This is a genomic window from Filimonas effusa, from assembly GCF_004118675.1.
GTDB lineage: Bacteria > Bacteroidota > Bacteroidia > Chitinophagales > Chitinophagaceae > Filimonas > Filimonas effusa.
The window spans coordinates 223992-238755 of record NZ_SDHZ01000005.1 but is presented as its reverse complement, the minus strand read 5'-3'; the positions used below and the strand labels follow the sequence as shown (position 1 = coordinate 238755).

General features: G+C 47.1%; 15 protein-coding genes. 9 read left to right on the top strand and 6 right to left on the bottom strand.

Annotation, left to right across the window (positions count from 1 at the left end; genetic code table 11):
* Positions 1 to 52 precede the first annotated feature (52 nt).
* The 6 genes from ESB13_RS22485 to ESB13_RS22460 all read left to right on the top strand — a co-directional run bounded on the left by ESB13_RS22485 (position 53) and on the right by ESB13_RS22460 (position 4759).
* Positions 53 to 1198: a cystathionine gamma-synthase gene (locus ESB13_RS22485; protein ID WP_281275066.1), complete on the top strand. Its 1146-nt coding sequence runs from the start codon at positions 53 to 55 to the stop codon at positions 1196 to 1198.
* Between the two features lie 8 nt (positions 1199 to 1206).
* Positions 1207 to 1968, top strand: coding sequence for a TIGR02757 family protein (locus ESB13_RS22480; protein ID WP_129006097.1), 762 nt, complete (start codon positions 1207 to 1209; stop codon positions 1966 to 1968).
* A 10-nt stretch (positions 1969 to 1978) separates the two neighbouring features.
* Positions 1979 to 2452 carry a DinB family protein gene (locus tag ESB13_RS22475; RefSeq protein ID WP_164974320.1) on the top strand — a complete coding sequence of 158 codons (474 nt, stop codon included), beginning with the start codon at positions 1979 to 1981 and terminating at the stop codon, positions 2450 to 2452.
* 2 nt (positions 2453 to 2454) lie between these two features.
* Positions 2455 to 2781 (top strand): hypothetical protein, encoded by a 327-nt coding sequence (locus tag ESB13_RS22470; protein ID WP_129006093.1) that lies wholly within the window; start codon positions 2455 to 2457, stop codon positions 2779 to 2781.
* Between the two features lie 62 nt (positions 2782 to 2843).
* Positions 2844 to 3863 carry a fumarylacetoacetate hydrolase family protein gene (locus ESB13_RS22465; RefSeq protein ID WP_129006091.1) on the top strand — a complete coding sequence of 340 codons (1020 nt, stop codon included), beginning with the start codon at positions 2844 to 2846 and terminating at the stop codon, positions 3861 to 3863.
* A gap of 14 nt (positions 3864 to 3877) precedes the next feature.
* Positions 3878 to 4759 (top strand): flavin reductase family protein, encoded by an 882-nt coding sequence (locus tag ESB13_RS22460; RefSeq protein WP_129006089.1) that lies wholly within the window; start codon positions 3878 to 3880, stop codon positions 4757 to 4759.
* Here ESB13_RS22460 and ESB13_RS22455 read toward each other — a convergent pair whose 3' ends face one another.
* The 4 genes from ESB13_RS22455 to ESB13_RS22440 form a co-directional block, all read right to left on the bottom strand.
* Entirely contained in the window at positions 4760 to 5806 is a 1047-nt protein-coding gene (locus ESB13_RS22455) for a glycosyltransferase family protein (protein WP_129006087.1), read from the bottom strand.
* Positions 5803 to 6711 (bottom strand): UDP-2,3-diacylglucosamine diphosphatase, encoded by a 909-nt coding sequence (locus ESB13_RS22450; RefSeq protein ID WP_129006085.1) that lies wholly within the window; start codon positions 6709 to 6711, stop codon positions 5803 to 5805. Before ESB13_RS22450 ends, ESB13_RS22455 begins: the two co-directional genes overlap by 4 nt.
* Positions 6712 to 6917: 206 nt before the next feature.
* Positions 6918 to 9143 carry a patatin-like phospholipase family protein gene (locus ESB13_RS22445; protein ID WP_129006083.1) on the bottom strand — a complete coding sequence of 742 codons (2226 nt, stop codon included), beginning with the start codon at positions 9141 to 9143 and terminating at the stop codon, positions 6918 to 6920.
* Positions 9144 to 9249: 106 nt separating this feature from the next.
* Entirely contained in the window at positions 9250 to 10167 is a 918-nt protein-coding gene (locus tag ESB13_RS22440; protein WP_129006081.1) for a COX15/CtaA family protein, read from the bottom strand.
* Positions 10168 to 10291: 124 nt separating this feature from the next.
* Between ESB13_RS22440 and ESB13_RS22435 the strand changes: the two genes are divergently transcribed.
* Positions 10292 to 10891, top strand: a complete 600-nt coding sequence (locus ESB13_RS22435) for a ribonuclease HII (protein WP_129006079.1) — start codon at positions 10292 to 10294, stop codon at positions 10889 to 10891.
* Positions 10892 to 11045: 154 nt separating this feature from the next.
* Here ESB13_RS22435 and ESB13_RS22430 read toward each other — a convergent pair whose 3' ends face one another.
* Positions 11046 to 11654, bottom strand: coding sequence for an L-threonylcarbamoyladenylate synthase (locus ESB13_RS22430; RefSeq protein WP_129006077.1), 609 nt, complete (start codon positions 11652 to 11654; stop codon positions 11046 to 11048).
* Positions 11655 to 11758: 104 nt separating this feature from the next.
* Here ESB13_RS22430 and ESB13_RS22425 point away from each other — a divergent pair, with 104 nt between their 5' ends.
* On the top strand, positions 11759 to 12640 hold the full coding sequence (locus ESB13_RS22425) for a cupin-like domain-containing protein (RefSeq protein ID WP_129006075.1): 882 nt from the start codon (positions 11759 to 11761) through the stop codon (positions 12638 to 12640).
* Between the two features lie 240 nt (positions 12641 to 12880).
* On the opposite strand, the gene ESB13_RS22420 is transcribed toward ESB13_RS22425, so the two are convergent.
* A complete protein-coding gene (locus ESB13_RS22420) occupies positions 12881 to 13231 on the bottom strand; it encodes a carboxymuconolactone decarboxylase family protein (protein WP_129006073.1) in 351 nt (116 codons plus the stop codon).
* Between the two features lie 105 nt (positions 13232 to 13336).
* Here ESB13_RS22420 and gndA point away from each other — a divergent pair, with 105 nt between their 5' ends.
* Complete coding sequence (gene gndA / locus ESB13_RS22415; RefSeq protein ID WP_164974319.1) at positions 13337 to 14761, top strand: NADP-dependent phosphogluconate dehydrogenase; 1425 nt, start codon at positions 13337 to 13339, stop codon at positions 14759 to 14761.
* The last annotated feature ends 3 nt before the right edge of the window (positions 14762 to 14764 follow it).

Below are 14764 nucleotides of genomic sequence, written 5' to 3'. Positions count from 1 at the left end.
TATTATTGATTTTAAGGTAGTTAGTTGTAGATTACATCATGAAAAGCAACAGATAGCAATGAAAAACGGTACTAAGTTCATACATGCCGGCATGGAGCCGGATCCTTCTACAGGCGCTATCATGACGCCTATTTACCAGACATCGACTTTTGTGCAGGAAGCACCGGGTGTAAATAAAGGATATGAGTATGCCCGCTCTCAGAATCCTACGCGTACGGCATTGGAAACGGCTTATGCTGTTATCGAGAACGGTAAGTACGGGCTGGCCTTCAGCAGCGGCGTTGCTGCTACTGATGCGGTTATTACCATGCTCAATCCCGGTGATGAGGTGATTGCGGCAAGTGACATGTACGGTGGTACCTATCGCCTGTTCGACAAGGTATTCAAGCGTTTTGGTATCAAGTTCCATTATGTGGATATGCAGGACGCTGAGAATATCAAGCCTTTCCTGAATGCGCAAACCAAGCTGATATGGACAGAAACGCCTACCAATCCTTTATTGAATATTGTTGATATTGCTGCGGTAGCGGCTATAGCGAAGGCACATGGTGTTTTGCTTTGCGTGGACAATACGTTTGCCTCTCCGTATCTCCAGAATCCACTGGACCTGGGCGCCGATATTGTTATGCATTCTGCCACCAAGTACCTGAGCGGCCATAGCGATGTGGTGCAGGGCTGCCTGGTAATGAACGACAAGAACCTTTACGACCAGTTATATTTTATACAAAAAAGTTGTGGTGCGGTTCCCGGACCACAGGATTGTTTCCTGATACTCCGTGGTATTAAAACATTGCATGTGCGTATGCAGCGGCATTGTGAAAACGGAGAAAAGATCGCACATTTCCTGCGCAATCATCCCAAGGTAGACAAGGTTTACTGGTGTGGTTTTGAAGATCATCCGGGTTATGCCGTTGCAAGCAAGCAGATGCGTGGTTTTGGGGGAATGATGAGCTTTACGCTCAAAGGCGACGATATAGAGGAAGCCAAACGTGTACTTTCTTCAACGCATGTATTCTCGCTGGCAGAAAGTTTAGGTGGTGTAGAAAGTCTTTTAAGCCATCCTGCTACTATGACGCATGCTGCTATTCCGCGTGAAGAGCGGATGAAAAACGGCCTGAAAGATTCTCTGATCCGTTTAAGCGTAGGTATTGAAGATGTGGACGACCTGATAGAAGACCTGAACAAGGCAATTGGTTAAAAGACAACATGGCGCAATCGCTGAAGGATTTTTTTGATGCCAAGGTAAGGCAGTACAATACGCCTGCTTTTATAAAAGACGATCCTGTTTCTATCCCGCATCTGTTTAGCAAAAAGCAGGATATAGAGATAGCAGGATTTCTTGCGGCTTTATTTGCATGGGGCAACCGTACCATTATTATCAACAAGTCGACAGAATTGATGAAAATGATGGATATGGCGCCCCATTCTTTTATACTGGATCCTGGTGTTGAGGGGCTTAAGCGTTTGATGACGTTCAAACACCGGACCTTTAATGCTACCGACCTGTTGTATTTCGCGGAGTTTCTCCGTTTTCATTATAGTAATAACGACAGTCTTGAGTCGGCTTTTACACGTTGGGGAGATGATGTGGAAAGCATGCTTACGGGTTTCCATCATTATTTTTTCTCTTTGGAGGATGCTCCTCCGCGTACGCGGAAACATATAGCAACGCCCTACAAGGGAAGCAACTGCAAGCGGCTGAATATGTTCCTGAGATGGATGGTTCGGCAAGACAATTGTGGTGTAGACTTTGGCATCTGGAAGAATATATCTCCTGCTTCGTTGATCTGCCCGGTAGATTTGCACGTGGCGCGTGTTGCAAAACGGTTTCAGTTACTGGAAAGGAACCAGACCGACTGGAAAGCTGCGTTGGAATTAACGGGCTATCTGCGTACTTTGGATGCTGAAGACCCGGCTAAATATGATTTTGCGTTATTTGGACTGGGTGTTATTGAGAAATACCAATAAATATAGCACTATGAGCTTGCTGACACATATTGCGCAACATCTGATAGATGTTCATGAAGGCGATAACTGGACAGAAGTAAACATCAAAAGTACCCTACACGATTTAACCTATGAGCAGGCAGCGCTGGTAACTCCTTTCTCGCCCAATAGTATTGCCATGCTGGTACACCATCTTGCTTTTTATAATGAAGTAGTGCAGCAAAGGTTGCTGGGCACTTATCCTCCCATTCCTCCGAGTAACGGGTTTGACGTTCCTGTGCTGAACAGTGAAGGACAATGGCAGGAATTGCAGCAGAAGTTATTTGATTCTGCGCGCTCGCTGGCCAACAGTATTCTTCATTATTCAGAGGACAAACTATTTGAAATGCCTTCTACCGGGTATAATGTTCCTTATAAGTTTTTGCATGGATTAACGGAACATGCACATTATCACCTTGGGCAGATGGTAATACTCAAAAACTGGCATCGCAGCCGGAAACATTAAGGATGGAAGCAGTTAATGAACAATTAAGACGGGAACTGGAGAACATTACAGGAAAAAGCCTGTTACCGGAAAGCGGCAGCCGGTTATTCAGAGAACAGTTGGGGAATTATCTTAATCACCTGATCGTTCACGACCAGCACAAACTCATTTTTATTCTTTACCGTGTAGATCTCAGCGAGCAGCGTATTAAAAAGCTGTTGCTGGAGCATCCTGATAATGCGGGGCTGGTGATGGCCGATCTTATCATAGAGCGTCAGCTGCAAAAGATCATCTCAAGGCGGCAGTTCAGGCAGGAACGTAATGATATTCCCGACGAAGACAGGTGGTAAAACTATTCCCTGTTAGTAAGGAATATCCACTTATTTTTGGCCTGTTTTTATAAAACTACCATATGAAGATTGTTTCTTACCTGCAGGATGGCCATGATCATCTGGCTATTGTAGCAGACGGCCATTTGTATGATCTTGAGCGTTTACATCCCGATTTACCCGGCAACATGAATATGCTGCTGGCGCACTGGCACGATTATCTTCCATCGATGTTAAATGTGGAAAGCCGCATTAAAGAAGGGCATATCGGTAAGGACAAAGCAATACCTGTTGCGCAGGTTCAGCTGCTGGCCCCGGTGCCTTTTCCTGCAAGTTGCCGCGATGGTTATGCTTTCCGGCAGCATGTGGCGGCGGCCCGGCGTAACCGTAAAGTACCTATGATCCAGGAGTTTGACGAATACCCGATCTTTTATTTTACCAATCATATGAGCATACAGGGGCCTGGTGATATACGCTGTATGCCCGATCATTTCGAGAAGCTTGATTTTGAGCTGGAGGCAGCTATCGTAGTATCGAAGCAGGGCCGTAATATTCCTGCCGGTGAAGCTGATGCATATATTGCCGGCCTTATGATCATGAATGATATGAGCGCCCGCCGTTTACAGATGGAAGAAATGCTGCTGAACCTGGGACCTGCCAAAGGCAAGGACTTTGCAACTGTTATTGGTCCCTGGCTGGTGACGCTGGACGAGCTGGAGCCTTATGAAACCGCTCCGAAGGAAGGGCATACCGGCAAAAGCTGGAACTTAGCCATGCGTTGCCGTGTTAATGGTAAACAGGTGAGCGAAGGCAACCTGGCGGATATGGACTGGACCTTTGCCGAGATCATAGAACGCTGCAGTTACGGTGTTGATATACATCCCGGTGATGTAATAGGCAGCGGCACTGTAGGTACGGGATGTTTTCTCGAGTTAAACGGTACGGGAAAACTGAATGATCCCAATTACCAGGAGCAGTGGTTACAGCCAGGGGATGTGGTGGAAATGGAGATAGATGGGTTGGGGCTGTTAAAGAATACGATAGTGAAAGAGGATACGGAATGGAGCATTCTTAAACAAAAGAAAACTAATAAGGTACCCTAAACTTCAAAGATCATATGATAGTTAGCTTAGCTGAACTGAAGCCTGCAGAGCGGCAGGCATACCTGCAGCATGCAATAGCGCCGAGGCCGGTTTGTTTTGCCAGCACTATCGACAAGGCAGGCAATGTGAACCTGAGCCCTTTTAGTTTTTTCAATTTATTTTCTTCGAATCCGCCGGTGGTCATATTTTCTCCTTCGCGGCGCGTGAGGGATAATACTACAAAGCATACCCTTGAGAATGTGCTGGAGGTGCCGGAAGTAGTCATCAATATTGTTGATTACGAGATGGTACAACAGACTTCGCTTGCAAGCTGCGAGTATCCCAAGGCTATTAATGAATTCCTGAAATCGGGACTGACGGCTGAGCCTGCAACCCTGGTACAACCACCTATGGTAAAGGAAAGTAAGATAAAGCTGGAGTGTAAGGTGCTGGAGGTAAAGGCATTGGGAACGGAGGGCGGCGCCGGCAACCTGGTGATAGCAGAAGTATTACGGATGCATATCGAGGATGCCATACTTGACGAGAAAGGGATGATCGATCATCATAAGATACAGCATATAGCAAGACTGGGAGGCGACTGGTATAGTGTGGTGAATGCGTCTTCGCTGTTTTCTGTCGCCAAACCTAATGTACACCTGGGAATTGGGTTTGACGCCCTGCCTGAAAGCATACGCAACAGTACTGTGCTTACAGGCAACCAGCTGGCGCAACTTGCCAATGTGCATGAGCTGCCTGTTGCCGATCCTACATTTATGGATGATACGGTGAGAAATATAGTACAATATTACTCACTGAATCCGGATGATATGGAGAAGGAGTTACACAGGCATGCGGCGTCCTTACTTAAGGAGGATAAAGTAGCGGCAGCGTGGCAGGTGTTGCTGGTGGGTGAATAATTATATTGCAGCCCAGCCCTGGTTGGGAAGCATATTGTCGAGAGCGGTTCCATTGCGCATGGCTCGTGCTTTTTCCACTACGTGTTGTACAATTTCGTAGGTGCTGTTGGTAATGTGCAGTGGTTGCTGTGCGGGGCCGTTGAGCCATTGTTGCACATGGCCGGAGAAGGCGGCATCGATAGTGCTGATGATGGGCACGTTAAACTGTTCGAGGGCGGCTGCATTACACAGTTGCTCGTATTGTCCTTTTATAGGAAGACATAACAGTTTCTTCTGCAGATATAATGCTTCGGCAGGCGTTTCGAAACCGGCACCGGTGATAACGCCATAGCTGTTGATCATGCTGCTGGTGAAGGTTTCATTATCTACGGGCAGGAACGTGATATTGTCCTGCACGGTTTTACCTTTTACTTTTTTAGAAAAGACTTCGAAGCGGATATCTTTTACCTGGCTGAGACTTTGGGCTACTACTTCATCGGAGTAGTGCGACAGGTAAACGGTGACATGCCCGTTGTTAAGAGGCTGGGCATTCAGCACCTGTTGTTTTAGAACGGGCGAGAAAATGAAATTGTCGTAGCTATTGAAGTGCAGGCCAACATACTGATCGGCTTTTGCATATTGCTGCAGTACAAATTCGCCTATAAGGTCCTTTTTAGCAGGGCGTGGCGTATTTGCTGATTTAAAACTTGCCTGGTGGCCAAAATTGACAGAGGCCACTCCTTTCATCTTACAGGCAAGTGAGGTGATACATTCGAAGTCGTTGATGACTACGTCGTATTTTTCAACGGGTAAGTTGCGAGCTTCTTTCCAAACTCTTACGGGATTAAAAGCACGGGCTATTTTCAGGTAGTCTAAACCACCGCTGTTACCATAAAAGAGGCATATGCCTTTGCTGCGATATTTTATGGGCAGTGCGGCTTTAAGGTTACTATTGGTTCCGCTTAAGAATACGTCTACTTCTCCATACTGCTGAAGGAATGGAAGTAATTCTATGGCGCGGGCAATGTGTCCGTTACCTGTGGCCTGTACTGCATAAAATATTCTCATATGCGTCCCATCGGGATATTTACCAGTTTCTCGAAAATGAAAGAGATATCGTCGTTCGTGTTCTGTTGGGGCAAGGGGTAGCTCATGGCTACTTTGTCGGTCACTACATTCAATGCCGGGAGTTTTTTCTGCATTTCAACTACAGTGGCGGCGGCATAATCCTTTTCGTTGTACTGATGGATCTTCCAATCGCCATGGCTGTATTCGAGCGAAGTGAGATTTTCTACCCAGTCGCCGCTGTTGAGATAAGTAACAGAACCTTCTTTTGTTTCAATAACCCTGTTCTGGGGCTGGTGAATATGTCCGCAGATAACATAGTCGTATTGCTTGCGGATAGCCAGTTCTGCTGCTGTTTGTTCAAAGTCGCCGATCCAGGAAACTGCTTTTTTAACACTGTTCTTGACACGTTTGCTAAAGCTCATTTTTTCCTTTCCCAATACTTTAAGGCACCAGTTGATGCAGCGATTGAGAATGATCAGGAGATCGTATCCATGTCCACCCAGTTTAGCCAGTACTTTAGCGCTGCCTTTCGTGGTTGCATCGAATACGTCGCCATGGAAGATCCAGGTCATTTTGCCATTGATCTCCATTACTACTTTATCTGTAAGCTGGAAATTTCCTATCTGGATATCGGAGTAGCGTCTTAAGACTTCGTCGTGGTTACCTGTAATATAAATGACGCGGGTTCCTTTGCTAAGCAGGCCCATGATCTCTTTGATCACCTGCATATGTGCTACAGGGAAGTAACGTTTGCTAAATTGCCAGCCATCGATGACATCGCCATTTAACACTAAAATCTGCGGTTGGATACTTTTGAGGTAGTTGACAATTTCGCGGGCATGGCAACCGTAAGTGCCTAAATGCAGATCACTCATTACAACTACATCAAGTGGTCTTCTTTCCATTTGGAAATTATGTTTATCAAATTTCACTAACGGATGTTATGAGGATATTACGTACAGATTAATACATTGTAACCTAATTGTAAAGAAATTGTAAAGAGCGGGGATAGTTTGGCCTGGGAGGGTACAGGTATCCGGGAACTAAAAGATCGCATAATTGGCGCCTGCTTTTGGTGTATGGTTATTTTGATCATGCCATATTTAAATGACTATTTATTTAGGAGTTTTATAAAGTTTTCGAAGAGTTTTTGGTTGGTGGGGTTGTCAAGTGCTTCGGCGATATCCTTTTTTTCGGAGGCGTTCAAATGGAAGCTTAAGGAGGCGTGGGCGTCTTTCCGGGAAGGCACGTACTGAAAGCAAAGGCGATGAAAGCGGGGGCCGAAACTATCATAGACATATCCCAGTTGGTCGGCCTGGTGATAGTCCTGGAGGTGGAACCAGTTATTCTGTAAAAGCAGGAAGGGTTTGGTTAAAAAGCTGAGCAGGCTGTTTTGTTCAACCGGGCGTTCCCAGTCGCCCAGCTGGCGGTCACGGATCTGGATAAGGACAACGTCGCTTACGTTTTCGTTCAGCCAGTTGCGGAAGGATTGTATAAATCTTAATGAAGTTTCCTGGCCATAGTTATCGCGGAGGCCGGCGTCCATCACGTCGATAACGGGATGAGTGGGCAGCCACACATTGGGCAGGATATAAGGGAAGGTGGCATTCATGCGCAGGGCGGAGCTAACGCGCAACTGGCGGGGATGCTGGGCATGGAAAAGGGATAGAAAGTCGATAGCATCCGGGTCGGTATTCAGGAGCTGGCTGCTGTCGGTTTCGTTACGCATGAGGAACCTGGCAGGCCTGCTGCCTATGATCATTTTACGGCCGTCGCGGCTGATGACCGAGTTAAAGAACATGGTAGGTATGAGTGCTGCATCTTCCGGAGCGGTATAGTCGCCAATGGTTTTATCGAGGATGCCGTTGGTGTTTTCATTCAGCTTTTGTTCAAAGGCATAACCCCTGTCTTTGGTGTAGTATTGCCCGTTAAGTTCAAAGCGTTTGGCCGGGCCTACGAGGTCGCGGGATATGAAGGACGAAAAGAGGGGGTTGAGAAGGTCTTTGGAGATATTGTCAACATATTCTTTGTCCTGCAGCCTGATGGCGGGGCTTTTCAGTTTTTGCAGGTAGAGTTCCCTGAAGTAGGCCGCGCCGAGCATTCCGCCTGAGGCGCCTGTGATGAGGGCGGTTTGCTGCATGAGTTTCCCGTTGGTAATACTATCGAGGCGTTGCAGTACATTCATGGTAAAGGTAGCGCTACGGGTGCCGCCACCGCTTACATTGATAAGAAAGAGAATAGGTTTGGGATGCTGCTGGCGGCTTTTCCAGTTTTCGAGCCGTTGCCTGAAAGCTGTTTTGTCGGTTTCTACATTAACGGGGTCTGCCAGTTCCAGGATGGTTTTGCGGTCGTATTCGGGGCGGATGATCTTAGAGTTGTAGCTAAGGCCATAGGCTTTGTTACGAACGTCGATGATATCGTGCTGGTACATCCAGTTAAGCGCTACATATAATAGTAACAGCAGTGGGATGCTCCAGCTGTGAAGGAAGAGGGAAAAGGCAGCAGATACGGCTATAACGATTGAAAAGAAGAGTGTAATGCTTGCCGCGGCGGGGATCTGGAACGCCATGTTTTCGGAAAGAAAACCTACGCCGATGAGGAAGAAGAAAGCAAACAGGACTATAAATACGGCTGCAAAGTGGTGTCGTTTAAATATGAGGTCGAGGAATTCTTCGGAGTAGTGGCGGACGTCGCGGGGTTTACGGAGGTGGAACCTGGCGCTTAGGAACCAGTCGACGCGGATTTCGATCTTACCAACGGGGCGTCTTCGTCGTTTTACCGACTGGTGGTATTTTTCGTTGGCAGTGGTGATAACGGCGTACATGCGCTTATAAATGGTTTTATCGGCGCCGAAGAAGTACATAAAAGCTATGGTGACGGAGAGGATGAAGCCTATGGTAAATCCACCGGTGAGCAACAGGATATCCTTTGTTGAGTTGAGTTCGCGGTAGCGTTCGTATTCAATTGCATGGAAGAAATAAAACACCAGGAATGAAATGGGAATGATGGCGTTATTGATGCAGTATTTCAGGAAAGGTTGTGCTGTAGTAGCCAGGAACCTGATATGTTTACTATGGAGGATAAAGGTGGTGATATTCCAGCTCATGACGAAGATGCCGATGGCGAATCCTACAATTGCGGTGCTAAGGGCATTGACGTTTCCCAGGTATTCGGGGGCCAGGAAGAGGGAGGCGGCGCCATATGTTTCCATAAAATGGCCTGCCACGGTGGCAAAAAGGATATACCAGAATACCAAGAAAACCTGATAACGGCGCAGGTGCAGCAAAAAAAGCTGCACGGGTAAAGCGTAAAAGAAACCTACCCAGTATTTTTTCATCCTTAATGTTGGTTGTCAATAGACAAGTTAAGTAAAAAGCGGCAGGTTCTGCTTTTATAGGGCCAGACAATATTTCCCTTAACTACGTGTTGGATGGAGCGGGTAATTACCTGATACGGAGTTTATGTGCATAGCTTAATGTGAACAGAATGCAGGAAGTAAGCATATGCAGGGGCTGGGCAATGGCCGGGATATTATAATAGGCCATTGAAAGTCCCAGGATCATGACTACCAGCACTGTAAGGAAGATCCAGGTTGCGGTAGGCTGAAGTACTTTATGAGAGATGCTGCTCCAGAACAGGATGAGGCAAGCCAGGGCGGCTGCCCAGGCGAAGGTTTTGTGTATAGTGAAGAAGATGTTTAACCTGCTGAGCCACAGTTCGCGCTGTGCGTAGTTGAGGGAACGTGACACTTCATCGACCTGTTCTCTTACTTCGGTCCCCAAAATTATTTGAATGATGAGGAGGGCAAGGGTAAGAATGGTAAGCCATTTCAATCCATTGTTCCTGATCTTTTCTATAGGGCGGCGTATGTGAATGATGAGGACGGGGATGCAGGTAAGCACCAGGGCTACCAGCATGTGTGTGGTGATTTTTACAACGGCGAGGTTGGCGTCGACCACGCGTTTACCGAGCCAGCCCTGGAAACAAACGGCGAGGAAGAGAAATAATGCGAGCCAGGCTATTTTGCGGTTGGAGCGGTAGTATTTACGGAAGCTCCATACTGTATGGATGATGATGAGGAAGCCGAGGATGGCGCCGCAGAGGCGGTTGATATATTCTATCCAGGTATGGTATGGGTTGAAGGTATGGTCGATGTCCTGCTGGCGGAGGTATTTTTCATAATCGGCTGGCAGCTGATGAATGCTGGTGGGCGGAATCCAGCGGCCGAAACAGCGGGGCCAGTCGGGGCAGCCCATACCGCTTTGCGTCATACGTACTACGCCTCCTGCAAGGATTACAATAAAGGTGAAAAAGAGGACGAAACGGGTATAGCGGATGTACGCGTTATCGGACATTTTCATGAGTACAGTTTTTGGGTACAGTTTTCCGGGCACGTTTTGCCCGGGTACAGTTTTTTGCGCGGCAAATGTATGAAAGTATTTTCCGCTACCTTTATGGGGTATTTATATAGTTTTCTGAAGGATAATGCTTACACCTTTTTACCAGGATACGTTAGTAGAAGCCGGCTGTGATGAAGCGGGCAGGGGATGTTATGCCGGGCCTGTTTTTGCGGCGGCGGTTATACTTCCTGCCAGTTTCAGGCATCCTTTCCTTAACGACAGCAAACAGCTTTCGGCTGGGCAGCGGGATGAGCTGCGGGTTGTTATCGAGGAAGAAGCGATCAGCTATGGCGTTGCGATGGTGAGCGAGGAAGAAATTGACCGCATCAATATACTCAAGGCTTCTTTCAAGGCCATGCACCTGGCGATAGATCAGTTGAAGGTGATCCCTGAACTACTGCTTATCGATGGTAACCGTTTTGTTTCTTACGGTGAAACGCCTCATCATTGTATCATCAAGGGTGATGGTATTTATGCAAGTATAGCGGCAGCCAGTATACTGGCAAAAACTTACCGGGATGCTTATATGAAGCAGTTACATGACAGTTTTCCCCACTATAACTGGGCGCAGAATAAAGGTTATGGAACGCTGGAACACCGGAATGCGATAGAGGTACATGGCATTTGCCAGCATCATCGCAAGAGCTTCAATATCATGCCGCAGCAGATCGAGATAGCGCTTTAAACGCCTTCTCCGGCCCCGCGCCAGTGCCTTTATACTTTCCTGTTTTTAGCGCTGTATCATATGAAACGGATAAGCTTAATGATCTTGTCCCGGTTAAACGTTTGGTTTGAATTGATGCCCCATACGCTATTATCTGCCATTCTACCCTCTATTCCTATTCTTCAAACTTACCAAGGCCTTGCCGTACGAGTTCGTATGGCTCCTGGGTACAGTCGACAATGGTTGAGGGGATCATGCCTCCGATGCCGCCGTCGACAACGATATCTACGAGCTTTTCAAAGTTTTCATAGATGAGTTCGGGATCGGTATAATCTTCGACCATGTCGCCGGGGAGGGATGCCGAGAGGATGGGGTGATCGAGTTCGCGGATAATGGAGCGGGCGATATTGTTATCCGGAACACGAAGTCCCACTGTATTCTTTTTGCTTTGCAGGATTTTAGGAACTTCTTTGCTGGCCGGGAGGATGAAGGTATATGGGCCTGGCAGGTAGCTTTTGAGCAGGCGGTACAGGGGGGTGGTTGTGCTTTTGGTGTATTTGCTAAGGTCGCTGAGGTCGTAACAGATAAAGCTGAGGTTTGCTTTACGAATATCTATTTGTTTGATACGGCAGATACGCTCAACGGCTTTATGCTGGAAGATATCGCAGCCGAGGCCGTAGATGGTATCGGTTGGATACACGATAACACCTCCGTCGCGCAGGCACTCAACGATGGTTTTAATGTGGCGTGGCTGGGGATCATCGGGATGTACATGTAATAGCATAACACAAGGTACGATTTACGGTTTGCGATTTTTAACCATCAGCGGAGTTTATTCTGTATTTTTTTCATGCACTTAACTACTAATTTTGCGTAAACGATGTACCCATGCTATTACGCCCTGTGGATATAGTGGATAACATTTCCGCTGAGCACTTCAAAAAGAATTACCTGGCACCGCGCATTCCGGTAGTTATCAGAAATCTTTCTGCTGACTGGCCTGCTACAGAAAAATGGACCTGGGACTATTTTAAAGCTGTAGCAGGCGACAAAAGAATAGGTATCTATAATAATACCAAAAGTGATGCTTACACTCCTATCAACAAGGCCGACGACTATAAAAGTTTTGGGGAGTACATCGATATGATAAGCAGGGGGCCGGCTGCGTGGCGGATCTTTCTTTTTAATATTTTCAGTCATGCGCCGCAGTTAAAGCAGGATTTTACCTGGCCTGATCATTTAATGAAAGGTTTTGTAAAGCGTATGCCGATGCTGTTTGTTGGCGGCGAAGGGTCTATTACGCATATGCATTTTGATATAGACCTGAGTCATATACTGCATACGCAGTTCGCGGGCAGGAAACGGGTATTACTTTTCCCTTATAAAGAACAGCATAAGCTTTACCGCAAGCCGTTTGAGGTGTTGAGCATGGCGGATTTCAGCAATTATTACGATGCCGGTAAAAGCAAACTTGATATAGAGCGGTTTCCGGCGGTACAGTTTGCCGAGGGGTTTGATGTAACGCTTTCGCATGGGGATACGCTGTTTATGCCCGGAGGTTACTGGCATCATATGGAGTACCTGGATAGTGGTTTTGCGATGAGTTTGCGTGCATTGAACTATTCGGTCAACGGGGCTTTAAAAGGCGTATGGAACCTGACGGGGATGCGTGGTATAGATACTTTGCTGAAGAAGACATTTCCGGTGCCGTGGTACGAGTGGAAGCAAAAGAAAATATTTGAACTGGCTGAAAAAGGAAACGGCGGTTAGAAAACCGCCGAAGATGTGTCAGCATATAACCCCCAATGAAAGTATAAAAAGTTTTTACCGACAGGCTCTTACGCCCCCCAGCATTTAAGCCTGCCGGTATATGACACAAAGGTGCGGCTACCGGACGGTTTAAAAAATGTGAAAAACCCCATTTTTTATTGTGATTTTTCACGCTTACATAATGATTTCTCTAATATGTGTGTTGTTTTAGGGGTTAATGCTCAATTATTTATCTAGTTTTCAGCTATTACCGGCTTGTAGTTCTTCCCAGTATTCGGCGGCGCGGCGGGTATGCGGCACTACGATTGTGCCCCCTACGATATTGGCTACGGCGAAGATCTCGTACATTTCCTGTGTGTTCACGCCCAGCTCATAGCTTTTTCCGAGGTGATATTTGATGCAGTCGTCGCATCGGAGCACCATACTGGCTACGAGGCCGAGCATTTCCTTGGTTTTTTTATCGAGGGCGCCTTCTTCGTAGGTGTTGGTATCGAGATTCCAGAGGCGTTTCATCACCAGGTTGTCTTTGCTGAGGATGACCTCGTTCATGCGGGTGCGGTATTCGTTGAACTCTTCGACTAATTTACTCATGACGGAAAATTTTAGGCAAAGGTATTTCCCCTTTGGTTTGAGTTCTACCGTTTACCCCGATATTCTATAAATTGCATATTCATCAAATGCAATAACTGGAATTATATGGAGAACAAAACATACGATTTTGGCATGATTGGCTTGGGCGTAATGGGGAGAAACCTGCTGCTGAATATGGCAGATCATGGGTTTAGCGTGATTGGGTTTGATAAGGATACGCAGAAGGCTTCGTCGCTGGAAGCTGCCGCCACTGCGGGTACGACTGTGAAGGGTGTTACTTCCCTGGAGCAGATGATTCAGCAGCTATCGCAGCCCCGGAGGGTGATGATGCTGGTTCCTGCCGGCAAGCCTGTAGACGATGTTATTGAAAGCCTGCTGCCCTTGTTACAGAAGGGGGATGTGGTGATAGACGGAGGTAACTCGCATTATACCGATACCCTGCGTCGTGTAAAATACCTGGAAGAAAAGGGTTTACATTTTATGGGCATGGGTGTTTCGGGTGGTGAATATGGCGCCCGTACCGGTCCGAGCATTATGCCGGGCGGAGACAAGGAAGCTTACAAACATATTCAGCCTTTGCTTGACGCCATTTCGGCAAAAGTGAATGGTGAGCCTTGTACGGCTTATATGGGTAAGGATGCTGCCGGTCACTATGTGAAGATGGTGCATAACGGTATCGAGTATGCCATTATGCAGCTGATAAGCGAGGTTTATGACCTGCTTCATAAAGGCGCCGGCTTTGATAACGACCAGCTTCATGAGATCTTCAAACAATGGAATGAGGGTGAGCTGCAATCGTACCTGATTGAAATTACCCGGGATATATTCCTGCAGGATGATCCCGAGACCGGCAAACGCCTGGTAGATGTTATCCTGGACAAAGCGGGCTCGAAAGGCACCGGTAAATGGACTTCACAGGATGCAATGGATCTGCCTATTGCCATTCCTACTATCGATACTGCGGTAGCTATGCGTACTATTTCGGGTTATAAAGCGGAGCGCGTGGAGGCTGCCAGGTTGTATCCTTCGGCGTTGCAGCCTTACAGCGGCGATAAGCAGGCGCTGGTAAAACAAGCGGGTGATGCATTGTATGCCGCTATTATCCTTTGTTATGCGCAGGGGCTGGCAATGTTGTTCCAGGCATCGAAAGAACTGTCGATGGATATTCCTTTACAGGATGTGGTAAAGGCCTGGAGAGGGGGGTGTATCATCCGTTCTACCTTGTTACAGGATTTCTACAAGGCTTTCAGCAGCAAGGCCGATCTGCCCAATATCCTGCTGGATGCTTCGCTGGCGAATATTGTGAAAGAGAAACAGGAAAGCCTGCGCGCGGTGATCACTACCGCGGTAGCGCATCATGTTCCTGTAGGCGGACTTATGAGTGCCCTGGCATATTATGACGCCTATACAACAGAGCGTATGTCTACCAACCTGATACAGGCGCAGCGTGATTATTTCGGAGCGCATACTTATCAGCGTATCGATAAAGAAGGCAGTTTTCATACAGAATGGGGAAACACTAACAAATAAAAA